The 24,872-nt window shown below is 58.0% G+C and carries 23 protein-coding genes; 6 read left to right on the top strand and 17 right to left on the bottom strand.

All coding sequences use genetic code 11. The annotated features are described in order from the left end of the window. Positions 1 to 18 precede the first annotated feature (18 nt). From ACA056_RS14910 to ACA056_RS14900, 3 genes are all read right to left on the bottom strand, one after another. Entirely contained in the window at positions 19 to 2,256 is a 2,238-nt protein-coding gene (locus tag ACA056_RS14910) for a TonB-dependent siderophore receptor (protein WP_497265661.1), read from the bottom strand. Positions 2,257 to 2,481: 225 nt separating this feature from the next. Continuing rightward, on the bottom strand, positions 2,482 to 4,227 hold the full coding sequence (locus tag ACA056_RS14905; RefSeq protein WP_497265659.1) for a phosphoethanolamine transferase CptA: 1,746 nt from the start codon (positions 4,225 to 4,227) through the stop codon (positions 2,482 to 2,484). 199 nt (positions 4,228 to 4,426) lie between these two features. Next, the gene (locus ACA056_RS14900) at positions 4,427 to 4,609 is read right to left on the bottom strand and encodes a DUF6026 family protein (RefSeq protein WP_033055075.1); all 183 of its coding nucleotides are present in this window, start codon (positions 4,607 to 4,609) and stop codon (positions 4,427 to 4,429) included. 272 nt (positions 4,610 to 4,881) lie between these two features. Between ACA056_RS14900 and gnd the strand changes: the two genes are divergently transcribed. Genes gnd through ACA056_RS14885 form a run of 3 tightly spaced genes read left to right on the top strand, consistent with a single transcriptional unit; the run spans position 4,882 to position 8,200 of the window. Continuing rightward, positions 4,882 to 5,862, top strand: a complete 981-nt coding sequence (gene gnd, locus ACA056_RS14895; protein ID WP_497265657.1) for a phosphogluconate dehydrogenase (NAD(+)-dependent, decarboxylating) — start codon at positions 4,882 to 4,884, stop codon at positions 5,860 to 5,862. Beyond that, positions 5,859 to 7,382 (top strand): glucose-6-phosphate dehydrogenase, encoded by a 1,524-nt coding sequence (zwf, locus tag ACA056_RS14890; protein WP_497265655.1) that lies wholly within the window; start codon positions 5,859 to 5,861, stop codon positions 7,380 to 7,382. Before gnd ends, zwf begins: the two co-directional genes overlap by 4 nt. Continuing rightward, positions 7,379 to 8,200: an HAD family hydrolase gene (locus ACA056_RS14885; protein WP_497265653.1), complete on the top strand. Its 822-nt coding sequence runs from the start codon at positions 7,379 to 7,381 to the stop codon at positions 8,198 to 8,200. The genes zwf and ACA056_RS14885 overlap by 4 nt, the downstream gene beginning before the upstream one ends. Positions 8,201 to 8,332: 132 nt before the next feature. Here the strand turns inward: ACA056_RS14885 and nhaB are convergent, their stop codons facing one another. The 3 genes from nhaB to ACA056_RS14870 form a co-directional block, all read right to left on the bottom strand. Next, on the bottom strand, positions 8,333 to 9,835 hold the full coding sequence (gene nhaB / locus ACA056_RS14880; RefSeq protein ID WP_497265651.1) for a sodium/proton antiporter NhaB: 1,503 nt from the start codon (positions 9,833 to 9,835) through the stop codon (positions 8,333 to 8,335). Between the two features lie 78 nt (positions 9,836 to 9,913). Then, positions 9,914 to 11,203 carry a hypothetical protein gene (locus ACA056_RS14875; protein ID WP_497265649.1) on the bottom strand — a complete coding sequence of 430 codons (1,290 nt, stop codon included), beginning with the start codon at positions 11,201 to 11,203 and terminating at the stop codon, positions 9,914 to 9,916. A 238-nt stretch (positions 11,204 to 11,441) separates the two neighbouring features. Continuing rightward, on the bottom strand, positions 11,442 to 11,711 hold the full coding sequence (locus tag ACA056_RS14870) for a hypothetical protein (protein WP_008149930.1): 270 nt from the start codon (positions 11,709 to 11,711) through the stop codon (positions 11,442 to 11,444). Positions 11,712 to 12,053: 342 nt separating this feature from the next. Here ACA056_RS14870 and ACA056_RS14865 point away from each other — a divergent pair, with 342 nt between their 5' ends. Then, the gene (locus ACA056_RS14865) at positions 12,054 to 13,379 is read left to right on the top strand and encodes a sigma-54 dependent transcriptional regulator (RefSeq protein ID WP_497265647.1); all 1,326 of its coding nucleotides are present in this window, start codon (positions 12,054 to 12,056) and stop codon (positions 13,377 to 13,379) included. Between the two features lie 83 nt (positions 13,380 to 13,462). On the opposite strand, the gene fapF is transcribed toward ACA056_RS14865, so the two are convergent. The 9 genes from fapF to ACA056_RS14820 form a co-directional block, all read right to left on the bottom strand. Then, positions 13,463 to 14,743, bottom strand: a complete 1,281-nt coding sequence (gene fapF / locus ACA056_RS14860; RefSeq protein WP_497265645.1) for a fibril amyloid transporter FapF — start codon at positions 14,741 to 14,743, stop codon at positions 13,463 to 13,465. 46 nt (positions 14,744 to 14,789) lie between these two features. Next, positions 14,790 to 15,530, bottom strand: a complete 741-nt coding sequence (gene fapE / locus ACA056_RS14855; protein ID WP_497265643.1) for a fibril amyloid subunit FapE — start codon at positions 15,528 to 15,530, stop codon at positions 14,790 to 14,792. Positions 15,531 to 15,564: 34 nt separating this feature from the next. Further along, positions 15,565 to 16,245, bottom strand: a complete 681-nt coding sequence (fapD, locus tag ACA056_RS14850; RefSeq protein WP_497265641.1) for a fibril amyloid maturation endopeptidase FapD — start codon at positions 16,243 to 16,245, stop codon at positions 15,565 to 15,567. A gap of 63 nt (positions 16,246 to 16,308) precedes the next feature. After that, positions 16,309 to 17,823 carry an amyloid-like fimbrin subunit FapC gene (fapC, locus tag ACA056_RS14845; RefSeq protein ID WP_497265639.1) on the bottom strand — a complete coding sequence of 505 codons (1,515 nt, stop codon included), beginning with the start codon at positions 17,821 to 17,823 and terminating at the stop codon, positions 16,309 to 16,311. A gap of 52 nt (positions 17,824 to 17,875) precedes the next feature. Continuing rightward, entirely contained in the window at positions 17,876 to 18,448 is a 573-nt protein-coding gene (gene fapB / locus ACA056_RS14840; protein WP_497265637.1) for a fibril amyloid subunit FapB, read from the bottom strand. Position 18,449: 1 nt separating this feature from the next. Continuing rightward, on the bottom strand, positions 18,450 to 18,887 hold the full coding sequence (gene fapA / locus ACA056_RS14835) for a functional amyloid chaperone FapA (RefSeq protein ID WP_497265635.1): 438 nt from the start codon (positions 18,885 to 18,887) through the stop codon (positions 18,450 to 18,452). A 330-nt stretch (positions 18,888 to 19,217) separates the two neighbouring features. Further along, the gene (locus ACA056_RS14830) at positions 19,218 to 19,742 is read right to left on the bottom strand and encodes an AAA family ATPase (RefSeq protein ID WP_497265633.1); all 525 of its coding nucleotides are present in this window, start codon (positions 19,740 to 19,742) and stop codon (positions 19,218 to 19,220) included. Then, positions 19,739 to 20,302, bottom strand: coding sequence for a nicotinamide riboside transporter PnuC (pnuC, locus tag ACA056_RS14825; protein ID WP_497265631.1), 564 nt, complete (start codon positions 20,300 to 20,302; stop codon positions 19,739 to 19,741). Before pnuC ends, ACA056_RS14830 begins: the two co-directional genes overlap by 4 nt. Before the next feature lie 99 nt (positions 20,303 to 20,401). After that, on the bottom strand, positions 20,402 to 22,036 hold the full coding sequence (locus ACA056_RS14820; protein WP_497265629.1) for a methyl-accepting chemotaxis protein: 1,635 nt from the start codon (positions 22,034 to 22,036) through the stop codon (positions 20,402 to 20,404). A gap of 294 nt (positions 22,037 to 22,330) precedes the next feature. Between ACA056_RS14820 and ACA056_RS14815 the strand changes: the two genes are divergently transcribed. Both ACA056_RS14815 and ACA056_RS14810 read left to right on the top strand, forming a co-directional pair. Next, the gene (locus ACA056_RS14815; protein WP_497265627.1) at positions 22,331 to 23,161 is read left to right on the top strand and encodes an undecaprenyl-diphosphate phosphatase; all 831 of its coding nucleotides are present in this window, start codon (positions 22,331 to 22,333) and stop codon (positions 23,159 to 23,161) included. After that, the gene (locus ACA056_RS14810; protein WP_497265625.1) at positions 23,158 to 23,586 is read left to right on the top strand and encodes a DUF1294 domain-containing protein; all 429 of its coding nucleotides are present in this window, start codon (positions 23,158 to 23,160) and stop codon (positions 23,584 to 23,586) included. Before ACA056_RS14815 ends, ACA056_RS14810 begins: the two co-directional genes overlap by 4 nt. On the opposite strand, the gene ACA056_RS14805 is transcribed toward ACA056_RS14810, so the two are convergent. Next, positions 23,583 to 23,942 (bottom strand): MmcQ/YjbR family DNA-binding protein, encoded by a 360-nt coding sequence (locus ACA056_RS14805; protein ID WP_008149946.1) that lies wholly within the window; start codon positions 23,940 to 23,942, stop codon positions 23,583 to 23,585. The genes ACA056_RS14810 and ACA056_RS14805 overlap by 4 nt on opposite strands. After that, the gene (locus tag ACA056_RS14800) at positions 23,939 to 24,847 is read right to left on the bottom strand and encodes a LysR substrate-binding domain-containing protein (protein ID WP_497265622.1); all 909 of its coding nucleotides are present in this window, start codon (positions 24,845 to 24,847) and stop codon (positions 23,939 to 23,941) included. Before ACA056_RS14800 ends, ACA056_RS14805 begins: the two co-directional genes overlap by 4 nt. Between the last annotated feature and the right edge of the window lie 25 nt (positions 24,848 to 24,872).

Below are 24,872 nucleotides of genomic sequence, written 5' to 3'. Positions count from 1 at the left end.
AATGGGAACGACCTGCGCCTAGAGCTTCCAGTCCAGGCTCAGTGTCACCGTGCGCGGGTCACCCCAAAACACACCGTTATAGAACCCGACGTTGTCGTAATACTTCTTGTCGAACAGGTTATCGACGTTCAGCGAGGCGGACAGGTGCTTGTCGAACTCATAGCGCGACATCAGTTTGACCACGGTGTAGGCCTCCTGACGGATCTTCGCGCTTTCGGTGATCAGCTCACCATTGGCGTTGCGCCCGACCGGGCGTTTGGAGTTGCCGAAGACGTCGCTCTGCCAATTCACCGCGCCACCCACGGTCAGTGCCTGCCAGTCGCCGGGCAAGCGATAGGCCGTGGAGAGCCGGAACATATTCAGCGGCTGGTTGGTATTGGCGCGTTTCTTTTCACCATTGGCCGAGTGGGTGTAGGTGTAACCAGCCGTCATGTTCCAGCCGGCCATGACCTCGCCCGAGACCTCGGCTTCGAAGCCCTGAACCTTGTTGCCTTTACCGCCTGACTTGAAGAACTCCTCGCCGGTGGCCGGGTCCGGCGGTACCGAGTCGTCGCGTTCGGCAACGTTGTCCTGTTTGCTCCAGAACAGCGCGGTGGCCAGGTTGAGGCGTTCTTCAAGCAGGCTGCCCTTGAGGCCCAGTTCATAGTTGCTGCCCACCACCGGCTCAAGGTATTTGCGATTGCTGTCGCGATTGTCTTGCGGATTGAAAATGTCGGTATAGCTGACGTACACGGTGTATTCGGGCGTGAGGTCGTAAAGCAGGCCGGCGTATGGCGTCCAGATGTCGTTGTGCTGCTGGCGGGTAGCATCGACGCTGCTGAGCTGCAGGTTGTCGTCGTAGCTGTTGGTCGTGCTCGACGCTTTCCAGCTGCCATAACGACTGCCGAGTACGGCGTGCAGGTCATCCGTCAGACTCAGGCGAGTGGCCAGGTAACCGGCCTTCTGGCGGGTACTGTCTTTTGAACCTGAAAGGTTGGTGACGGTGTCGGAATACTTGGCGATGTCGCCCATATACTTCCAGTCGGGGATGTTCAAGTAACCCGACGGCAGTGCGCCCTCAACCAGATAGGGGCTTTCTTCACTGCGTTCGGCTTCGCCATACCCGAACATCATTTCGTGTTCCCGCCCGAACAGCGAGTAGGGGCCCGCCACGTTAAAGTCGTACGCCTTCATTTTCTGCGTCCCGAGCATGTGGCCCAAGTAGGCGCTCATGCCACTGCGGTCCTCATTCGGGAAACCGCCACCGCCGTAATACAACTTGCCGTCCGTATCGCTTTCGCGGTGCGTGTAGGCCGCTTTGAAGTGCCAGCCGGCACCCAGTTGTTGGTCCAGAGTGGCGAACGCTGTCTTGTCCTTTATCGGCCAGGAACTCCAGGACGTGGCCATGTTGGTGGAGCGTCCCAGGTTCGCCTTGCCTCCGTCAGAATTCCAATAGGGCGTGGTGCCATAGGAGGAGCCCTGGACGTGTTTGTTCTGATAGTCGTAACCCACGGCCAGCACGGTGTCATCGGTCAGGTCGGCTTCGAGAATGCCGTAACCAACTTCCCGTTGCTGCTGATATTTGTCCCTGTACGAATGGCTGTCGCGATAGGCCAGCACGCTTCGTCCGCGCAAGCGTCCGTCGAAAGCCAATGGACCTCCGACATCCAGATAACTGTAGTAGTCGTCATAGCTGCCACCGCTGACGCCGGTCTGGACTTCCCACTGCGACGTCGGCCGTTTACGCACCATGTTGATGGTGGCCGAAGGATCGCCCGCGCCCGTGGTCAGGCCGGTCGCGCCACGAACCACTTCGATGCGGTCGTAGATGATGGTGTCCGAGTCGGACTTCATGTAGCTGAAGGTGTTCAGCATGCCATCGACCTGGAAGTTTCTGATCGTGTAACCCCGGGATGAATAGCTGACCCGGTCCGAATCGTTGTGCTGAACGACCACGCCGGTGGTCTGGCCCATGGCTTCGGACAGCGTGCCGAGTTTGAAATCGTCCATTTGCTGGCGCGTGACCACGGACACCGATTGCGGCGTTTCCTTGATCGACAGGTTCAAGCGCGTCGCAGTGCTCATGGCGCCGGTGGTGTACGACTCGGTGTTTTCGGTGGTGCTGCCCAAACCTTGTGCGGTCACATTGGTGGCGCCCAGTTCGAGGGTGCGGCCGGGTTCTTGATCGGGGCTGGTTTCGGCCAGCAGATCGGGGCACAGGGCGGCACTGCACAAGCCTAGGGTAAAGGTCATGGAACGGGTGATAGGCGCGAACATCGCAGCCGACTCCTTGTCTTCGAGGGAAAAATTCCGTTTGTTCAAAGACGAAGGGGAGAGGCGGGATTTAGCTATAAACGAGAATAATTATTATCTTTGCGAAGTTTCGGACAGCACAATTCATGTGGGAGCGAGCTTGCTCGCGATAGCGGTGGATCAGGCGACATCAATGCTGACTGTGCCGCCGCTATCGCGAGCAAGCTCGCTCCCACAGGTTCAGCAGGATTACTTCTGAACGGCTGCCGTAGCGCCTGGCAGCGCCTTGGGCTTCATCAGACTGAAGTCGATCAATGCCTTTTGCTCGCGCTCATAAGGATTGCCGATCATCAATGGCCGTGGCTTGAAACTGTCGCTGACCAGGCTCTTGCTGCGATCCAGTTCATCGAAGCTCAGACCCGCCAGATCAGCCCAGGTATGGATCAGGTGCGAGCTACTGTAAGGCCGCCCCAGATCACCGGCAAAGCTCCAGTCATGGTTTTCGCGCCATTTCGGCGAGGCCCAGGCCATGAACGGAATGGTGTACATCGGCGCCGTCGGTTTGCTTTCGTTGCGCCCAAGGGTGCTGTGGCCAGGAGAATCGAAAACGTCTTCACCGTGGTCGGAGAGGTACAGCAGGAACCCGTTCGGATCAGACTTGGCGTAGTCCTTGATCAGGCTCGAAACCACGAAGTCGTTGTACAGCACCGCGTTGTCATAGCTGTTATACGTCGGCACCTGATCGTCGCGCACGCCGTCCGGAACCCCTTTGCGGTCCTTGAATTTATCGAAGGACGACGGATAACGGTATTGATAGCTCATGTGCGTGCCGAGCAAATGCACGACGATCAGCTTGCGCGGCGCAGCATCGGCCAAGGCCTTGTTGAACGGCTCGATCACGTCGCCATCGTACTGGGCGGCATTCTGGTTGCGGTTGTTGTTTAGGTACACCTGCTCGTCGGCCTGCTCGGAGAAGGTCGTCAGCATGGTGTTGCGCTTGGTCATGGTCTGCTGGTTGGTGATCCAGAAGGTCTTGTAGCCTGCCTGTTTCATCATGCTGACCAGCGACGGAGTCGACAGATACAGGTCCGGGTTTTCTTCGTCGGCGAAGGTCAGAACCTGCTGCAACGCCTCGATGGTGTAAGGGCGCGGGGTGATGACGTTATCGAAGACCGCCAGTTGATCCTTGAGCTTGTCGAGCTCCGGGGTGGTTTCCCGAGGGTAGCCGTAGAGGCTCATGCGCTGACGGTTGGTGGACTCACCGATCACCAGCACCAGGGTCGCCGGCTGATTGGCCGCCGAATCTTTGAGATTGTGCAGCGGTGGAATCTTGCTGGCGCTATGAAGCATGTCTTGCATACCGGCCAGGGTATCGAGGTAGCGGTGATAGGCCACGGCCATCTGCCAAGGCACCGCGGGCTCGATGCGGGTTTCGAACTTCTCGAAACCGCCGGCAAGGCTGCCGGTACGTGCGGTTTGCTTGATCAGCGGGTAACCGACGACGGCGACCACAATCGCCGTTGCAGCCACCAGCGCCCGACCGCGAGGCATGTACACCGGGCGCAAGCGAGTCCAGAGGAAGTAAGCGAAAGCGGTGTGAGCGAGGAACGCAGCCACCATCCACCAGGCAAAGTACTGTGTCATGTACTCGCCGGCTTCAGAGATGTTCGACTCGAACATAATGAAGATGACGCTTTGGGAAAACTCCTGCTGATAGATGAAGAAGTAACCCAGGCTGGCCATTGAGCAGGCCCATAGCACCACACCGATCAGCGCAGCCATGACACGTGTTTGTTTGGGGAACAGCAGCATCGGCGCAAGCCAGATGGCGCTCATCACAAAGGCCTGGCGGAACCCGGTAAAACCGGAGGTGCCTGTCAGTTGGATCAGTAGTTGGGTAATGCCGGAAAAATACCAGAAGAACAGGAACAGCCAGAGAAATCCTGTCCAGTCGAAACCTTTCGCAGACGTATTGCTGCGTTTAAACAAAGCCATTCAGCGCTCCAGCCAATAATCACTTCCCCGTCGGGACATCTTTGTCACCGACGAACGGGCGCCGCGCGGATACCGAGCGGCCACAATGAGCCGGAGTATCAAGAAACGGGTGTGAAAACTTCGTGAGTTGCCGGGTTTGTCAAAAGGGGGATGGCAGGTCGGAAACAGCAGTGGGCTGCTTCCGAATCAAGCGAGGGGATCAGGCGTGAGGCACACGGTGAGTGACGGGCAAAGGCTGGGCCTGATTGCTTTGTGTCAACAAGCGCAATTGCGCGAGCTCCTGCTTCAGCTGGTCGCGCTCGTCTTTCAACTGGCGTAATTCATCTCGACGGATCGTGACGTAAAGAGTTTGTGCTGGCCGTGCTGCATGTACTGTGCCCATTGCTCACCTCGCAAATGGCTGCCTCAACTGTAAACCTGCCCCGAAATCGGGTGCTGACTTACTATCGGCTCCGATTCTGATTTCTTTTGCCCCGGAAGGGAACTTTTTTATTTTTCATGGTCGTTGTGTCTTCGGTGCGATTACTGACGTTATCAATCTTGATCGGGCACAATGCCCGGAAACTATGTGCCCCGACGCTGGACTAAGTCGAATGAGTCGCGTTGGGCTATAAACCTTTGACACACATTATTTGTAGTAGGGAGCATCAGCACATGCAACTCGGGATTATTGGACTGGGCCGCATGGGCGGCAATATTGCGCGGCGCCTGATGCTGAACGGGCATACCACCGTTGTTTACGACCGCAATACCGCCTTTGTCGACACCCTGGCCGCAGAAGGCGCCTCTGGCGTCATCGACCTGCCGGCGCTGGTCGCTGGCCTGGCCAAGCCACGTGCAGTGTGGGTCATGCTGCCGGCCGGCGCACCGACCGAAGACACCATCGACACCCTGAGCACTTTGCTTGAAGCCGGCGATACCATCATCGACGGCGGCAACACCTTCTATAAGGACGACATCCGCCGGGCGAAAACCCTGTCGGAGAAAGGCCTGCACTACGTCGACGTCGGCACCTCCGGCGGCGTCTGGGGCCTGGAGCGCGGTTACTGCATGATGATCGGCGGCGAAGCCGAGGTGGTTAAACGCCTTGATCCGCTGTTCGAGAGCCTTGCACCGGGCCTGGGCGATATCCCTCGGACCAAGGACCGCAAGTCCGAAGACGATCGTGCCGAGCGCGGTTACATCCACGCAGGCCCGGCCGGTTCGGGCCATTTCGTGAAAATGATCCACAACGGCATCGAATACGGAATGATGCAGGCCTTCGCCGAAGGCTTCGACATTCTCAAGACCAAGGCCAGCACCAACCTGCCGGAAGACCAGCGTTTCGACCTGAACGTAGGCGACATCGCCGAAGTCTGGCGTCGTGGCAGCGTTGTGTCGTCCTGGCTGCTTGATTTGACCGCAGACGCACTTGCCAGCGATCCGAAACTCGACGGTTACTCAGGCGAAGTGGCTGACAGCGGTGAAGGTCGCTGGACCATCGAAGCCGCCATGGAGCAATCGGTGCCCGTACCGGTGCTGTCGAACTCGCTGTTCTCCCGCTACCGTTCGCGCGGGCAAGGCACCTTTGGCGACAAGATTCTCTCGGCCCAGCGCTTCGGCTTCGGCGGCCATGTGGAGACTTCGAAAAAATGACTCGCTTGATCCGCAATAAATCCAAGGCAGAACCCGCACCACCGACCACGCTGTTTCTGTTCGGTGCCCATGGTGATCTGGTGAAGCGTCTGCTGATGCCGGCGCTGTACAACCTGAGTCGTGACGGTCTGCTTGGGGATGGACTGCGGATCATCGGCGTTGACCACAACGCAATCACCGATGAAGCCTTTGCGAAAAAACTCGAAGACTTCATTCGGGCCGAAGTGGCCGCCAAGGTCGGCAAGGGCGATCACGCCCTTGACCCGGACCTGTGGGCCAAGTTGGCCAAAGGCATTAGCTACGTCCAGGGCGACTTCCTGGACGACAGCACCTATCAAGCCCTGGCGGCGAAAATCGCCGCCAGCGGCACTGGCAACGCCGTCTTCTACCTGGCCACCGCGCCACGTTTCTTCAGCGAAGTGGTGCGTCGTCTCGGCGCCGCCGGCTTGCTGCAAGAGTCGCCAGAAGCGTTCAGAAGGGTAGTGATCGAAAAACCCTTTGGTTCCGATCTGCATACTGCCGAAGCCTTGAACGCTTGTTTGCTCAAGGTGATGACGGAAAACCAGATCTACCGGATCGATCACTATCTGGGCAAGGAAACCGTGCAGAACATTTTGATCAGCCGGTTCTCCAACAGCCTGTTCGAAGCGTTCTGGAACAACCACTACATCGACCACGTACAAATCACCGCCGCCGAAACCGTCGGCGTGGAAACCCGTGGCAGTTTTTATGAACACACCGGCGCCTTGCGGGACATGGTGCCCAATCACCTGTTCCAATTGTTGGCGATGGTTGCGATGGAGCCGCCGGCCGCCTTTGGCGCCGATGCGGTACGCGGCGAGAAAGCCAAGGTGGTCGGTGCGATTCGGCCCTGGTCGGTCGAGGAAGCGTTGGCCAACTCGGTGCGCGGCCAATACACGGCTGGTGAAGTCGACGGCAAGGAGTTGCCGGGTTATCGCCAGGAAAACAACGTGGCGCCCGACAGCAATACCGAAACCTACGTCGCGCTGAAAGTCATGATCGACAACTGGCGTTGGGTCGGCGTGCCGTTTTACCTGCGCACCGGCAAGCGCATGAGCGTGCGCGACACCGAGATTGTCATCTGCTTCAAACCTGCGCCGTATGCGCAGTTCCGCGATACCGAGGTCGATGAACTGCAACCGACTTATCTGCGAATCCAGATTCAACCCAACGAGGGCATGTGGTTCGACCTGCTGGCCAAACGGCCCGGGCCGGCCTTGAAAATGGCCAATATCGAACTGGGCTTTGCCTACAAGGATTTCTTTGAAATGCAGCCGTCCACCGGCTATGAAACCCTGATCTACGATTGCCTGACCGGCGATCAGACGCTGTTCCAGCGCGCCGACAACATCGAGAACGGTTGGCGCGCCGTGCAGCCTTTCCTCGATGCCTGGCAGCAGGACGCGAGCGTGCAGAGCTATGCCGCTGGCGAAGACGGCCCGCAGGCTGCCGAAGATCTCCTTACCCGCGACGGTCGCGTCTGGCACGGCCTCGGATGAGTGAGCCGACGCAACAACCCATCCGATTTCTGCTCAGCGACATGGACGGCACCTTGTTGCTGCCCGATCACAGCCTCAGCCAACGCACCATTGAAGCCGTCCGCTCCTTGCGCGAGGCGGGCGTGCTGTTCAGCCTGGCCACTGGCCGTCCGCCGAAAGCCATGTTGCAACAGATCGAAGCCTTGGGCGTCGACCTGCCGACAGCCGCCTTCAATGGCGGCACCATCGTCAACCCGGACGGCAGTTTGCTGGTCGCGCATTACTTGCCGGCGACGGCGGCGCTGACGGCATTGGCGCTGTTTGCCGACCGGCCGGACATCGAAATCTGGGTGTTCAGTGGTGGCGACTGGTTGCTGAAAGATCCGAACGGCCCAATGGTGCCTCGTGAACAGCACGGCCTGGGTTATCCGCCAGTGGTGGTCGAGAGTTTTGAGCCGTACCTGGAACGCATCGACAAGATCGTCGCCACCAGCAACAACACGCAGTTGTTGATTGAGCTGGAAGCGCTCCTGCTGCCCAAAGTGGAAGGCCAGGCACAGGTCTCCCGTTCACAGCCGATTTATCTGGACGTGACCGCGATGCAAGCCAACAAGGGTGCAGCGCTGGCGACACTGGCCGAATTTCTCGGTGTGCCGCTGGAGCAGACCGCGGCGCTGGGCGATGGCGGCAACGACCCGGCGATGTTTCACCGCGCAGGCTTGTCGATCGCCATGGGGCAGTCGGAAGAGGCGGTGAAGCGCCAGGCGGACGTGGTGACGGGCGCCAATACCGAGGACGGTGCGGCCCAGGCAATCGAGCGCTATATCCTTCCTCGATAACCACACCACACCCCATGTGGGAGCGAGCTTGCTCGCGATGACGCCATGTCAGCCAACATCATTGTTGAATGAAAGACCGCTATCGTCGGATCGCCGCCCGGAGCAAGCTCGCTCCCGCATTTTGTTCCGGGCTTACAGCCAGAAACTCACTGCGTACCAGCCAAGAACACCCATCACCACGGTGTACGGCAACGCCATCCACACCATCCGTCCGTACGACAGTCGAATCAGCGGTGCAATCGCCGAGGTCAGCAGGAACAGAAACGCAGCCTGACCATTGGGCGTCGCCACGCTCGGCAGGTTGGTGCCGGTGTTGATCGCAATCGCCAGTGTCTCGAAATGCTCACGGCTCATGTGGCCGGAGATGAAGGCCTGTTTGACTTCGGTGATGTAAATGGTCGCGACGAACACGTTATCGCTGATGGCCGACAGCAAGCCGTTGGCAATAAACAGCATGCCTGGCTGTTGATCCGCTGGCAGCGCCAACACCCACTGGATCAAAGGCGTGAACAGTTGCTGATCGTGAATCACCGCCACCACCGCGAAAAACACCACTAGCAGCGCTGTGAACGGCATGGCGTCCTTGAACGCGTTGCCGATACGGTGCTCGTCGGTGATGCCAGTGAATGCGGTGATCAGCACGATCACCATCAAGCCGATCAGGCCGACCTCAGCAATATGGAACGCCAACCCCGCAATCAGAATCAGCGCTGCCAATCCCTGCACGATGAGCGCTGCACGTTGGCGCGAGGTGCGTTCGGCATTGTCTTCTGCGGCGTAATTGGCCAGAACCGCACGCACGTTGTCCGGCAACAGCGTGCCGTAACCGAACCAGCGAAGTTTCTCCAGCAGGACGCAGGTCACCAGGCCGGCCACCAGGACCGGCAATGAAACCGGGGCGACTTTCAGAAAGAACTCAGCGAAGTGCCAGCCCATCTCGTGGCCGATCAGCAGGTTCTGCGGCTCACCGACCAATGTGCAAACACCGCCCAGTGCGGTACCCACGGCACCGTGCATCAGCAGACTGCGCAGAAAGGCGCGGAATTGTTCGAGGTCGGCGTGATGGAGGGTGGGCAGGTGCTGGTCATCGCCAAACGCGCTGTCCTGACGCGGATCGTTGCCGGATGCGACGCGGTGATACACCGAGTAAAACCCGACGGCTGCACTGATGATCACGGCGGTCACGGTCAAGGCATCGAGAAACGCCGACAGAAACGCCGACAGGAAGCAGAACATCAACGCCAGCAGCGCCTTGGAACGAACCCCCAGCAGCAGGCGCGAGAACAGAAACAGCAGCAGGTCTTTCATGAAGTAAATGCCGGCCACCATGAACATCAGCAGCAGGATCACCGGGAAGTTGTGCACCAGCTCGTCGTAGAGTGCCTGGGGCGTGGTCATCTTCAGCAACAGCGCTTCGATCAACAGCAGGCCGCCGGGCATTAACGGATAACACTTGAGCGCCATGGCCAGGGTGAAGATGAACTCCAGCACCAGCAGCCAGCCGGCCACCACCGGGCCGATGGTCCACAACACCAGTGCGTTGAGAATCAGGAAGCCGACAATGCTTGCCTTGTACCAGCGGGGTGAATGCCCGAGAAAATTGTGCGCGAACGCCTGAGCCATTGAACCGGGCATCGGCTACTCCTTGTATTAAGAAGCGCGCAACTTGCCGTAAGCAGAAGGGAAGATCAAGTGTAGGAAACTGTGCGGGGCCTACCCCAGATAGCGTGCGACGACCGCTCGATAGTTGCCGTCCAGTGAATAGCCCCCGACGACGATGTTTCCGTCGGCCTGCATGACCACGGAAGCCGCGGTATCCAGGCTGCGGCCAAGGCGGGTGCGAACCCAGCCGGTGCCATTGCCGAAGCTGCGGTCAAGTTGCCCGTCGGGCAGATGCCGCGCCAGAATGAAATCCGCCTCGACGCCGCCGATCGTGGCCCCGACCGTCACCACGCAGCCGTCCGGCAGTGCCTTTGCGTCGGTCCACTGGCAGCCACTGTGACCGATTTCCAGCAATTGGGCCCTGCCTCCATTGCAATGAATGTCCGGGCGGCCGTTGCTGTGTACTTTCAGAGCCAGGCAATGCATCGGGTCGCGGCTGCTGCCAAAGCACTGCACATCGCCATTTTCCTGTTGGACGATCTGGCTGACCTGAGCGCTATATCCACATGCCTTGAAGGTCATGAAACCATCCACGGCGAAACAATCGTCGAGCCTGCCGTCGCTGTGATAGCGGGCCAACAGACCTTCTTCAGGGAAGTTGATCGAACCGCCCACCAGGATCCGGCCGTCTCGTTGCACCATCAGGCTGCTGAGCCAGGTGTTCATCAACAAGTGCCTGACAATCACGAAGCCACGGCCGTTGAAGGAATCGTCCAGCGAACCGTCGGTGTTGAGCCGTATCAGCATGCCGACATGATCGGCCAGTTCGAAGTGATGATTGGCCTGCAGCAGGATTCGGCCATCCTCCTGCACGCAGACATCACAGGCTTCTGCGCCCGGTACGCCGGGTGGTAGCCAGGTGTCACGCACGCCTTGGGAAAGATCGCCCGGCAGACGCACGACGCAGCGGCCATTGTCGCCAAAACATTGAACCGGACGGCCATGCTGATCAAACAGGGCGAGGGCGGGCAGTGTCCAGTGAGCATTTTCGTAGTGCAGGCCAGCCACCAGAATGTGCTCATTGGGCAGTACGTGGACTTTACGGGCCATGGCCTCGAAGCCGTGTTCGAATTGCCCGATGACGCTGCCTTGATTGCCGAACGCCAAATCTGCCGAGCCGTCCTCGAGCAACCGAGCGAGGCCGAAGCGGCTGCCGCCTGGCGTTCCGACCTTCGCCGCGACTAACAACCTGCCCCGTGAATCAATCGCGACCCCGTTGGCCATGCTTGAGAGGCTGCCAGCGAAATACACCTGGGTTTTGCCAGACGAGGCAAAGGTTGTATCAAGTTTGCCGGCGTTGTTCAGGGTTGCCGGTAATGCAAACGCGGTCTGGATTGACATGCACGCAGCTCCTTGCGAGTCGTCCTGAACCGGGAGTTTGGGTGGCGACTGTATAAGGAAACATTCAATCCCTGAACGCTTGGATGCACAACTGTCATAACTAACAGACGGAGGGTCGCTGTGTGCCAGAACAGTGTCTTTTCGAACCACTGACAAGCCTGCCAAGTAATTGGGCGCGTGCAAGTTCGAATAATAATCGGGGAGGGCGCGGGTTACCGTTTAGTAACCCGCAAAACGCTTAGTGTGGCATCGACCACGATTGGAGTTTGTAACCCTCCTCGCTCAATTCCGCACGTGCCGCTTCAAGCAGGCATTCAAGTTGCGCAGGATCGGTATAGGCACTGCTCGGGATCTGCTTGCGACCGATGCTCCGGGTGTTGGTGCGATCGATAACGGTCAGGCTGAGTTCGCCATTGCCGTCTTGTGGGGCCCAGGCCACGCATTGGAACGGTTGGAATGCGCGGTCGGCAATCAAAAGAGCTTCGTTGATGCGGAGCGGGGCGTTCATGGGGTTTTCTCTCTGTATGCCCAATCAAGTGATGTGCCGTCGGTTGGGCTTACCGTTCGGCTGGTTACTTGTACTGATGCCCGCAACCGGGGGGTGGGTCACATACAATTAAAAGAAATATCAACTTTCTTTCATTGACTCAAGGTTTGGGCAGGATTTGAAAGCTGAATGAAAGGTAGGACTCGTTAGGTAACTAACTAAGTCGCTTCTTATAACTAATAACGCAACTGCCCTATAGTCAAACGGTACAAGGTCACGTCAAATTATTGCTAACGTTACAGCCAGGTCCGCCAAACGACTGTTTTTAATAATATTTCATAAATTTGGCGCCAAGGAACAGCCATGATCGAAGCGCCTGCCTTACGACGCCTGTTAGTAGTGGACCCTTGCGACGACTGTCATCGTCTGCTGCCGGTTTTGCGCTCTGTGGGTTGGGACGTTGACAGTTGCACTCTGGAAAACGTTGCCGACAAAACCTGCGATGTCGGCCTGTTGCGTTTGCAGCCTTTTCACCTCGAACGCCCGGAAGCCGTCAAAGAGCTGATCAGCCGTAGCGGTACCGAGTGGATCGCCGTACTCAACCAGGAAGTCCTGCGGTTGCAGAATGTCGGGGACTTTGTCTGCGAATGGTTTTTCGATTTCCATACCTTGCCATTCGATGTGTCCCGGGTTCAGGTGACGCTTGGCCGGGCATTCGGGATGGCACGCCTGCGTGGGCAGGGCACGGTTCACATTGATCAACCTGAGCACGAACTGCTTGGCGACAGCAAACCCATTCGCGAACTGCGCAAGTTGCTGAGCAAGCTGGCGCCCACCGAGTCTCCGGTATTGATCCGTGGTGAAAGCGGTACCGGTAAAGAACTGGTCGCCCGCACGCTCCATCGACAATCCCAACGTCACAGCAAACCCTTTGTCGCGATCAATTGCGGCGCAATTCCCGAACACTTGATCCAGTCCGAACTGTTTGGCCACGAGAAGGGTGCTTTTACTGGCGCCCATCAACGCAAGGTCGGGCGGATCGAAGCGGCTAACGGCGGCACGCTGTTTCTCGACGAAATTGGTGATCTGCCCCTGGAGCTGCAGGCGAATCTGTTGCGTTTCCTCCAGGAAAAGAACATCGAGCGGGTGGGCGGCAGTCAGCCGATTCCCGTGGATGTGCGGGTGTTGGCCGCGACCCATGTCGATCTTGAGGCCGCGATCGAGAAGAAACGCTTTCGTGAAGATCTGTATTACCGCCTGAACGTGTTGCAGGTTGCGACCGCCCCCCTGCGTGAGCGTAATGGCGATCTGTCGATGCTGGCCAACCACTTTTCCCATTTTTACAGCCATGAAACCGGCCGCCGTCCGCGCAGCTTCAGTGAAGACGCCTTGATTGCCATGGGCAAGCATGACTGGCCGGGCAATGTGCGCGAGCTGGCCAACCGGGTACGTCGCGGGTTGGTACTGGCCGAAGGCCGGCAGATCGAAGCGCGAGACCTGGGGCTGATCAGCCAGCAGGCCGTTGCTGCGCCGATGGGCACGCTGGAAAACTACAAGCACCGGGCAGAGCGCCAGGCCTTGTGCGATGTACTTAACCGCCACAGCGATAATTTGAGCATCGCCGCCAAGGTGCTGGGGATATCCAGGCCTACCTTCTACCGTTTGTTGCATAAGCATCAGATACGTTGAGCTGCAAGTAAATGCTCTGAAAACCTGGAGCTATCACCCACAAAAAACCCGCCGAAAAAAGCGGGTTTTTTGTGGGTGCCGGATTAGAAGTAGTACGGGAATTTCAGGCTGAAGGAAAAGTCTGGCGAGTCGTCGGTCAGACCGATGGACAGGTTGGGAACGATCGTCAGGTTATCGGTTGCTGCCAGGGTCATGCCGATGTTGAAGTTGGCTGAGTTGTAATCGCTGTTGGTAATCGACTGCCAATCGCCACCGTCCGGCTTGATCTTGCTCTTGCGGGCGAACTGATCGGTGAACGAGAACGACATACTCATCTTCTCGTTCAAGGCGAAAGCAATGCCGGCGCCGACCTGCCAGGAATTGCCCAGTTTCACGTCACCGGGCACCTTGGAGTTGACCTGAGGGCTGATGTCGCTGAAAGAGTCTTCAATGTTGTAGGTGTAGGACAGGCTGCCGAACAGCACGGCCGGGTCATAGGTCTTGACCAGCGAGATACCCGGCGTGATCGACCAGATACCATTGCCAGTAGGCAAGTCCTCGGGTACCGCGAGGTTGTCGTTGTTCGGGACCTGGACCAGTTTGATGCCGTAAGGGTCATCACCGGTCGGCGCCTTGACACGCAGTGTCACCACCGCGTCGGGCAGGTTGGCCGATTCATCCAGAAACTTGTAAGCAACGCCAACGTTCACATCGCCGATGGCCGGGTCGCGGGTAACGGTTGCGTCCGACGTCACCGGGCCTGCGCCACCGGCGCCACCGGAGGAATACGTTGATTCGCGATAAACCACGGGGACGTTAATGTCGAACTGCCAGCGTTGTCCCGTGTTGTAGCGGGCGGTCAGGTCCAGGGTCCAGTTATCCGCCTTGATACGGTCAAGATCGATGCTGCCGAGGAAAATCGAGTCCAGTGCCAGAAAGCCATTGAGCGTCAGCGCCCGGGTATCGTAGTGCGTGTAGGTCAGCCCGGTTTCGAAGCTGAACTTGCCGCCACCGAAAAAGCCGCTGGCTTCGTCATACAGGTTGGAAACGCTTTGCGCAGGCTCCGAATCATCCTTGAGCGATTGGCCGTATGAACTGCCTGTGGTTCCCGGCGCACCGGCGGCCACCGTCTGGCCACCCCGGGTCGTTTCGGCAGGGGATTTGGTCAGGCGTTTGGGAGCCGGTGTTGCTGGTGTTTCTTCGACTTGGCGAACGCGTTGCTCGAGTACCATCAGCGCGTTCTGTTGTGCTTCGTAACGCTGTTTCAACTCCATGAGTTCTTGTTTTAGCATCTCGACCTGGGGGTCCGGTGCTGCGTATAGCAGTGTCGCCGGGGCCAGGCTACTCAAACAAACGATAGCTCTGAACGTTAACGATCGGTGCATGGGTTAGCCGTCCCTTCTGACTTCATCTGATGAGACTGAGCGTAGATCAGAATCCTTGAGTGCGAAGGCCTTTGAGCTGGTCCAGGTTGCCGTTCAGCGACCCGGTTGTCGGCCCGTTGTCACGCAGCACGACATTAAGGGACGTGAGGTTGCGGACCTGGTTGCCACCGCCGAGCAAAGTCGTGTTCTGCATCAGCCCACCCTGGCCCAGGCGTTGTACGGTACTGCCCTGGTTGTTGTTGGCCGCGATGTTGAGTTGCACACTCGTACCGCTCGAGGAAATGCTCAGCGAGCCCGCGCCATTGGCGCCGACCAACGTCGAGCCTGCGGCCAATGCCTGGCCCTGCTGTTGCGTTGTTGGCGCTTGGTTAGCCCTTGTGACGTTGATATCAACGTTGTTGTAGGCAGTGTTATGGTCGCCGGCAGCACGCACGACTTGAGTGACGCCTTCGGTGCTGTTGAGGCCGTTGCCGCCAGTGATGGTACCGGTGCCTTGGGAACTCGCTGAACCATTACCTTTTTCATTGATTATTGACACATAGAACTGTGGCTTGATGGTCGATTGTTGAATTTGCATCGAGGACGTTGCCCCGATCACTTCACCGTTGGCATTTTGCCAAGTGCTGGTCATGACAATGCCGAAACTGATGATCCGCCCCGGCATGACATAGCGGCCTCGCAGGCTCGCCAATTCCTGATCGTTCAGTTCAATGGGTTTAAATATCTGTGCCTGGGTCGGCAGGCTGGCGGCCAGGCAAACCACGGCCAGCCAGATTGGAGTCTTCATTGGAATGCTCCCGGAGCGTCGTGCTCCCTTGTTATTAGAAGAAGTCGCTTTGGATGAATCCGAAATCCATCAACTCTGCGTCTTGCACCGGGCTGAAGGTGTTGATGCGGTTCTTGGCGGTCAGTGGCAGGGGTGGGTCGAGCAACGCATTGGTTTTGTCGTAGCCCTGGCCGATGACGGCAAAGATGATGCCGTTCCAGCCTTTTACAAAGTCTTCGACTTTGTAACGTTTATGACCGAGTACCGGATCTCCGATATATACCCAGCCCTTATGGACTCTTTGCATGACCACAAAATGTTTGTAGCCACGGATATCCATGAGTACCACAACCGGAATTCTGATCTCGCTCAACGTTTCCGTCGCTACCCGGTAACCACGGGCCCGCATGCCGATACTTTCCACGTAACGCTTCATGTCGAGCATGGAAAAGCCCTGGACGCGGACAAGATCCTGATCGGAGTGTGACAGCATGCCTTCGATGATTTGTTCTTCGTCCACGTCCAGCCAATAGGCCTGACGCAATATGGTCGCCAGCGCAGCTGCGCCGCAACTGAAGTCGGTTTTCTGTTGCACCAGGTCGGCAAACTTGCGCTCACGCACGCTTTGGATCGGCTTGAACACCACCGCGCCACCCGGCAGGACGGCAAGCGGTATTTGTGCTGCCTCGATCACACTGGCCACGCAAAGCAAAATTGCCAAGGCGATAATGCGCATAGTGGGATGCCTTCTGGTTGTGTTGAAAAAAGGCCCCCATAAGGGGGCCTCCAGAGACAGCAATTAGAACGACTGGTTGGCAATGGACAGCGAGTTGCTTTGTTGGTTACCCACACCGGCAGCCACGTTGACGCCCAGGTTGCCACTGCCGCCATTCACCGAACCGCTCAGGGTTGCAGTGTTGGTCACAGGGTTTGCCCAGCCAGTTGGAGTCAGCACTTGATAGGAGTAGGTGTTGCTCAGATCATAGGAGCTGCTTTCACTGTAGCTTTTCGCTTTTGCGTACTCAGATTCGGACGATTTCGAGCCCGATTTTTCGAACGAGGAGGCGTTCGATTTCTCGAACGATTTATCGAACGATTTTTCGAACGAGGAATCGCGCGATTTGTCGTACGACGATTCGTGAGACTTGTCGTACGAGGAGTCGCGAGTTCTGTCGAACGAAGAATCGCGCGCTCTGTCGAACGAGGATTCGCGCGATTTGTCGAACGATTTGTCTACCGCTACGTCGAGCGTTGCGTCAAGCGATGCGCTAAGCGATGCCTCGGAACTCCTGCTGCGGGTGCGATCGCCAAAGCCATTATTGAAGGTAGTGGAACTGGAAGCCGCCGCTTCAGCGTCCAGAGTAGCGCCCAAGGAAGCGTTCAAGGATGCACTCGAAGAACCGCTTGCACTGCTGCTGTTGGAACCGCTTGCAGTACTGCTGTTGGTACCGCTCGCAGCACTGCTGTTAGAACCGCTCGCAGAACTGCTGTTGGAACCGCTTGCATTGCTGCTTTTGGAACCGCTTACATCAATGCTGAGGGAACCGCTGGATTCAGAGCTCTTGGCCCCGGCCGCGGCCCAGCTCGAAGAAGCGCTTTGACTGCCGCTAGCCTCGAACGACTTATCTTTAGAGAAACTACCGCTGGCTGTGTTGGTAACCGTAATCGTATCCACGCGGTAGGTCCGATCAGCGTTGTTATTCACTGTCAGGCCAGGACCGTTTTGATTGGCAGAGGCGCTGGCGTTTGCGTTACCCAACGGGGAGTTGGAGTTGGCAATTGCCATGGTGTTTTTCTGTTGGTTAAGGTCGCCGCCAGCAATGTTGATCCCCATATTGCCGTTGCTGCCATCAGCCGATCCGCTCATCACGGCAGAGTTTGTGGTGCCGTGGTTCCAGACCTTGTTGTTGTTGCTGTATTGCGTGACTCTAGCACTGGCGTCGGCATTGCCGAACACGAAGGTGTTATCGATACTGGAGGTGGAGCCAGCGTTTGCGATGGCGGCCGCGTTGTCTTGTTGGTTGCCGGCGCCTGCTGCCACGTTGATGCCGACGTTGCCGCTCGAGCCTCCGCCAGAGCTGCTCATCTCGGCTGAGTTCTGAGTCCCTTCGTTGTAGATGCGGTTGCCGGTACTGGTCTGCCTATCGTTCGCATTGGCGGTCGCGTCGGTATAGATCCTTGTTGGAGGAGGGGTGTGGTTGCCACCGTTATGATGACCATTACCACGTCGATCGTTCTGACCAGCTTGTGCAGCAACAGCCAAGACCGCAGCGATTGCAAAAACCAGAGGTTTTATTGCCATCGAAGGTTTCATGGTGATTTCTCCGTACTTATTTTAGGTTAAGTGTTGTACCTACCTGTTTGGGTCAATCCGTGACCCGTACGCTCAGGGTATTGGCCGTTCGGTTTCCCACCCCGGCGCTCTGATTCAACTGGATCACCCCACGGCTACCGGTGAAGGCCTGATCGCTCGTAGCGACCTGGCGATAGCCTGGTGCAGAGTCAGTTGGATCGGAGTTGGTGATCAGCGCCACGTTCTGTTGCCTGAGGACGCTGTCGTCGATGCTTTGCGGCTCTGTGCTGATGCTTATCCGCAGGGCATTGGCTTGCTGGTTGCTGGCGCCCGCACTCTGGTTGACGCCCAGAACGCCGTTGCCGTGGCTGAAGGAGTCGCCTTGAATGCTGGATCGAGCATCGATCCTGGGGTCGACCACCGTACGCAGCCGTTGGCGAATCTGTGTGGTCGCGCTGGCTCCATGGCCAACGGCGATGGCCCGGGCGTTAGCCTGTTGCTGCAGATCGCCGGCAGCCTGGTTGACCGCGAGGTTGCCCTGGTACTGCGTGCCCGAGCCGTCGATGTCGGCGTTATTGATGACGGGAGATTGGGCAAAGGTCGATGCACTGCAAAACATGGCGATAATCAGCAGCGTACGATTCATCTTAACGGTCTCCCGTTATGACTTTCAGAGCACCCAGGCCTTGCTGGACGCTTGAATTGACCATGTTGGCAATACCGTTTCCGCCATTTCCCGAACGTCCGGCGGGGAGATTGGAAAGCTGGGTCTGGGTGCTGAGATTGCCGCTCAGGTTGTTGGTGTTTTGAGTGACCAGGCGGGAGATGCCTGCACCACTGGCGACACCGGCAAAGTCACCGTCGCTCAACTCGTTCGTTTGACTGATGATGTGTTTGGACGGGTTGGCATTGGCGGTCGTGGGGCTAGGGTCGGGAATCATCGGCGCACGCGTTGCCATGCGTGGTTGGACATCACGTTTGATAATGATGATGCCGTTGTCAGCTTGTACAGGCAGGCAGACACTTGAGCCCAGTGCGCATCCGATCAGCAGGAGGGTATATATGTTGTTTTCAAGTTTCCCCACGGCGGCAATTCCTTCTGTAAGTGGAACGCTGGCCCTTATCAGCGTTGCGAGGAAGAGAGCAGAAGGTGTGCCGGTTTTCGGTTTTCTTTTAAAAACAGTTGGTTGGCTTTAATTGTCGAGGTGGTCAATAAGTTTTGTAACGCCACTGAGACAGATCCACGCAAAAACGCCGTCCTTGCTGGCGGTATTGCTCGCTAAGGGCGCTGAAGGCAGGTTGTATCAGTGGCTTAACATTTTATTGCTGGAGTGCTTGAGCCGCTTTAGCTCGCGGGTTTGTGCAGAGATGGGTGTTTCAGGAATGGACATTTGCGGCAGGGCGGGGTACCCCTGTCAGGCCTTGAGCAAGCGGGTCACAGCCTCGAATGCCGCGTCCTTGCGCTGTTGCCAATCACCTTGCAGCACTTGGAAAGACTGGTGGTGCAGGTCAAGCCATTGGCGGCTGGCCTGGAAAAACGCCTGGCGTTCTGCCAGTTGCGGTTGGCAACGCTGCCCGTCGTCATGCCAGGCCACGGTTTCGGGGCTCAGCAGCAAATGCAGGTCGTAGTCCCGTGCCAGCAATGCTTGCTCGATCCACGTCGGGCAAGCGCCAAACAAGGTCTGGCTCCAGAGGATGTTGCTCAGCAAGTGAGTGTCGAGAATCAGCAAATGTGGCTGCCGGGCGCGTGCCTCGTCCTCCCATTTCAGCTGCCCTCGGGCGATTTCCGGAATGTCGGCCAGGCAGGTGTCTCGTGGGTTTTGTTCGATGAACCAGCGTACATATTCGTCTACCAGGTCCCCACCGAAATGCTGTTGTAACTCGGCTGCCAGCCAACTCTTGCCGCTGGATTCGGGGCCTGTGAGTACCAGAACTTTCACGTGCGCAACGCCGGATCGGCCCGCCATTCCCGCCAGCCTTGCACGGCAATCAGGGCGAACAGCGCGTAGAGCCCGGCGGTCAGGTACAGGTCTTTGTAGATAAACAGCCCGACGAAGATCACATCCAGGGTGAACCACAGCGGCCAGCATTGAACGCGTTTTTGCGCCATCCATAACTGCGCTACCAGGCTGAAGCCAGTGAGTGCCGCATCGAGCCAGGGTTGTGCGGCATCGGTCCAGTTCGCCATTGCAGCGCCCAGCAACAGACTGCCGACCGCTCCAATGACCAGACTGATAGCGACCGATTTACCGTCGAGCAGGCTGACCTGCCGACCATGGTGTGCTCCCCCCGCATGCGTCCACTGCCACCAGCCATAGAGCTGCAATGCGGCGTAGATCACCTGCAGGAGCATGTCCGAGTAGAGCTTCACCTCAAAAAAGATCCAGCTATAAAGCAGCACCATGACCAGACCGATCGGCCAGCACCAGGGGTTCTGTTTGACCGTCAGCCAGACGGCGATGACACCGAGGGCGGCGGCAAACAGTTCAAGCCCGGACATGGGAGGTTCCTTGGGGGAAGTCGAAGAGGGTGCGGATTGTAACGGCAGGCGCTGCCAAGTAGAACCGGCGTGCGCCGCCCTTTGTAGCAGGGGCTGTCGTTACACCCGGAACTGCTTGAGCAGCCCGTTCAACTGCTCACTCAATTCCTTCAGATGAACGCTGGCCACGCTCGACTGTTCGGCCGCCAACGCTGTGCTGTGGGACAAACCGGCCGCCTGAGTGACGTTCTGGTTAATGTCCTCGACCACATGCGCCTGTTGCAAGGTTGCGCTGGCGATGGAGGCGTTCAACCCGTTGAGGTTGCGCAGCGCCTGGCCAATGGCATTCAGGCTTGCACCGGCCAGGCCGGCCTGCTCGATAGTCAACTGCGATGCACGGCTGCTGTCGCCGATCACTTTGACCGCCGCTTCGGAGTGGCTTTGCAGGCGTTCGATCATCGACTGGATCTCGGCCGTGGACTTCTGGGTACGCTGGGCCAGCAGTCGCACTTCATCGGCCACCACCGCAAAACCGCGACCTTGCTCGCCGGCCCGGGCGGCTTCGATGGCTGCGTTGAGGGCCAGCAGGTTGGTTTGCTCGGCGATGGAACGGATCACTTCGAGAACGCTGCCGATCTGCGTGCTTTCGGCGGCCAGGGTACGAATCACTTCCACCGCCTGATCGATGGTCGACGACAGCTTGTCGATCTGTTGCAGGCTGCCATCAATGTTGACCTGACCTTGCTGCGCCTGAGACTCGGCATCGCGCATTTCGCTGGCGGCGTGCTCGGCGTTTTTCGCGACGTCATGTACGCCATACGTCACTTCATTGATTGCGGTGGCCACCAGTTCCATTTGCTGGGACTGTTGCTGACTGCGTTGCTGGGCCTGGGCGGCGTCGTTGCCCAGCTCACTGGAAGACTGGCCCAGGGCACTGGCGGACACTTGCAGTTCTTTGATCACCAGTCGTAGCTTGGCGGTGAAGGCGTTGAAGTGGCGTGCCAGTTGCGTGACTTCATCCTGGCCATGGGTGTCGAGGCTGCGGGTCAGGTCGCTCTCACCGCTGGCGATGTTGGCCATGGCGTTCACGGTTTCCTGCAGTGGACGCACGATGCTGCGGGCAATCAGGATGACCAGCAGCGCCATGATCAGGGCAATCACCAGCCCCACGAACGATGCTTTCCAGACCTGGCCATAGAACTCGGCCTGCATGTCATCGATGTACACGCCAGAACCGATCACCCAGCCCCAGGGTTCGAAAAGTTTGATATAGGAAGTTTTTTCTACCGGCGCGCTGGCGCCCGGTTTCGGCCAGCGATAGTCGACGGTGCCGGCACCCTTGGTCTTGGCGACGGCGACCATTTCGTTAAACAGGGCAAAACCGTCGGGGTCGCGGATCGCCGAGAGGTTCTGGCCATCAAGTTTCGGGTTGGCCGGGTGCATGATCATCACCGGCGTCAGGTCATTGATCCAGAAGTAGTCATTCTGGTCATAACGCAGACCGCGAACGGCGCTCAGAGCCTGCTTCTGCGCAGCATCGCGGGTGAGCGTGCCGGCGGTTTCGAGGTCGTGGTAATAGGTCAGAATGCCACTGGCGGTTTGCACCACATGCTGGGTTTTCTGAGCCTTGGCGTGGTACAGGTCATCGTGAATCTGCTTGAGCATCAAGATGCCCAACGTCATTAGCATCAGGACGGCCACGATCAAGATGAGCCACAAACGTCGGCTGATCGACATACTGCGCAAGCTGTTCATAACGCTGTCACTCCGATTTCTTTTTCTTGTAATAAATGATCGCCAGCATCCAACCACACTTTGCCAATCGGTCATATCCGACCCAAGTCCAATAACGCGGCAGCGTTAATCAGACTTGTCTGATAGGATTTCGGCCCCGCACGGAAAAACCTGAATCCAAGTTGATTTTTCACGGAATTTTTATGGTTTCGTCTGGATCCTGTGCGCGCGGTGCAGCAGCGACGCTGATCGCAGTCAACGTTCTGAAAAAATATTAACGGGGCATGCCGTGGCGCATCGCTTCTTGGGGGATTGATGGATCTTTGGACTGCCTTTTCGGCATTGATTCTTGGGGTTGTAGAAGGGCTGACGGAGTTTTTGCCGATATCCAGTACCGGGCACCAGATCATTGTGGCTGACCTGCTCGACTTCGGTGGCGAGCGGGCCATGGCCTTCAACATCATTATCCAGTTAGGCGCGATCCTGGCGGTGGTGTGGGAGTTCCGCCGCAAGATCTTCGACGTGGTCATCGGTTTGCCGACCCAGCCGAGCGCTCGACGCTTTACCGTGAACCTGCTGATCGCCTTCCTGCCGGCCGTGGTATTGGGGGTGATTTTCGCTGATCTGATCCACGAGTATCTGTTCAACCCGATCACCGTGGCCACGGCGTTGGTCGTGGGCGGTATCGTCATGCTGTGGGCTGAGCAGCGTCAGCATGAAGTGCATGCCCAAACCGTCGACGAAATCACCTGGAAAGACGCACTGAAAGTTGGCTTTGCCCAGTGCCTGGCAATGATTCCCGGGACCTCGCGTTCCGGCTCGACGATCATTGGCGGTTTGCTGTTCGGCTTGTCGCGCAAGACCGCCACAGAGTTTTCTTTCTTCCTGGCGATGCCGACCATGGTCGGCGCGGCGGTGTACTCGGGCTACAAGTATCGCGACCTGTTCGTTCCGTCTGATTTTCCGGTGTTCGCGATCGGTTTCGTCACGGCGTTCATCTTCGCGATGATTGCCGTCAGAGCCTTGCTCGTGTTCATCGGTAGCCACAGCTATGCGGCGTTTGCCTGGTATCGCATCGCGTTCGGCCTGGTCATCCTGGCCACCTGGCAGTTCGGCTGGGTCGACTGGACCGCGGTCAAGCCATGAATGACGCCAGCGCGCGCAACAACCCCGGACGCAAACCCGCAGGAGAGCTTCGCAATCTTCAGCTGAAATTGTTGGTGTTTGCGGTCCTGTGCGCGCTGCCGCTGTTTGGCTCGATGTCGTTGTGGCTGCGCGGGGTTTCCGTGATTCCCTTGGCTGCGTACGGGGTCGTCAGCCTGCTGGCGTTCTTGCTGTACTGGAGCGACAAACGCAAGGCGCGCGCCGACCATTGGCGCATACCGGAGAACGTGTTGCATGCGGTGGAACTCGCCGGGGGCTGGCCGGGCGCCTTACTGGCGCAGCAGCTGTTTCGGCACAAGACGCGCAAAGTGTCGTTTCAGCTGTTGTTCTGGATGATCGTGCTGCTGCACCAGGTGTTCTGGATCGATCAATTGTTTCTGGGTGCAAATCTGCTGGCGCTGTTTTAAAGCAGCAGTCCGACCTGGGTGCGTTTGGGTAACTTGCTCACCACCAATTGATGGGAACGCTGCAACAAGCCTTGCAGCTCTTCAGGGCCCAACGGGTAGGGCGTTTCCATGATGATCCACTGAGCCCGCGCCAAATACGGCGCCGGGCGGATTCCCGGGCGGTCGCAATGACCGAGAAACAAGTCCTTGTCGACCTTGAAGGCCAGGGATTCGCCCCGCAGATTCTGCAAGGCAAACATCTTGTTCCCTGCAATCGAAAACACCCGTACGCCACCCCACTTGTAGTCTTCCCGTGCACCCGGCAGCGCGAGACAGAATTGCGCGACATCCTCTTCGCTCATACGTCCAGCCTTCATATCAGTCGGTCCCCACAGGCATTGAATGATTCGATCAAATGGTCGAGCCAGGCGCGTACGGCCGGCATCACCCCGCGTCGATGAGGGTAGACCGCTTGCAGCCAGCCACCAGGCAGCGACCAATCGGGCAGCAACTGCACCAGCGAGCCGTTTTCCAGTTCCTGCTCGCAATACATCATCGGCAGCATGGTAAAACCCTGGCCGGCGAGGGTGCAGGCCTTGCGCACGATAAAGTCATCGATGCCCAATCGCGCTTCGAGGGTGAGATCGTAACTTTTGCCCTGTTGGTCGAGCATGCGGATATGCACCAGGCGGTCGGCTTCCAGGGCGCCGAGCACGGGCAGGATTTTCAAGTCTTCGGGGTGGTTGATTTCACGTCCGTGCAAAAAACCGGGGCTGGCGACCATCGCCATCTGCGCCTGGCGCAAACGTCGGGTGACCAGCAGCGGATCCTCATCGCCCAACTCACGCACCCGCAGCGCCACATCAACGCCCTCGGTCACCAGGTCGACGCGGCGGTTGAGCAACATGACCTCCAGTTGAACCTGAGGATACTTCTCAAGGAAATCGCTGATCACTGTCGGCAGAATTTCGTGGGCCAGCCCGACGGGGCAGGACACCCGCAAACGTCCGCGAGGCTCGCTGGACATACTGGCGACGGCTTCGTCGGCCATTTCGGCTTCCAGCAGCATTGCCTGACAGTGCCGCAGGTAACGTTCACCCACGGCGGTCAGCTTCAGTTGTCGGGTCGTGCGTTGCAGCAGGCGCGCACCGAGGCGCTCTTCCAGCTCGGCGATGCGCCGCGACAACCGCGACTTGGGAATTCCGAGCAAACGCCCAGCCGCGGCGAAGCCACCGGCTTCAACCACCTTGGCGAAGTAGTAGAGATCGTTGAGGTCTTGCATGGTTGAACTCGATTGTTCTATCAGT

The sequence above is a fragment of the Pseudomonas sp. LBUM1666 genome (genome assembly GCF_059695775.1).
Note: the sequence above shows the minus strand (reverse complement) of the source record. Positions and strands in the feature narration are given on the sequence as shown.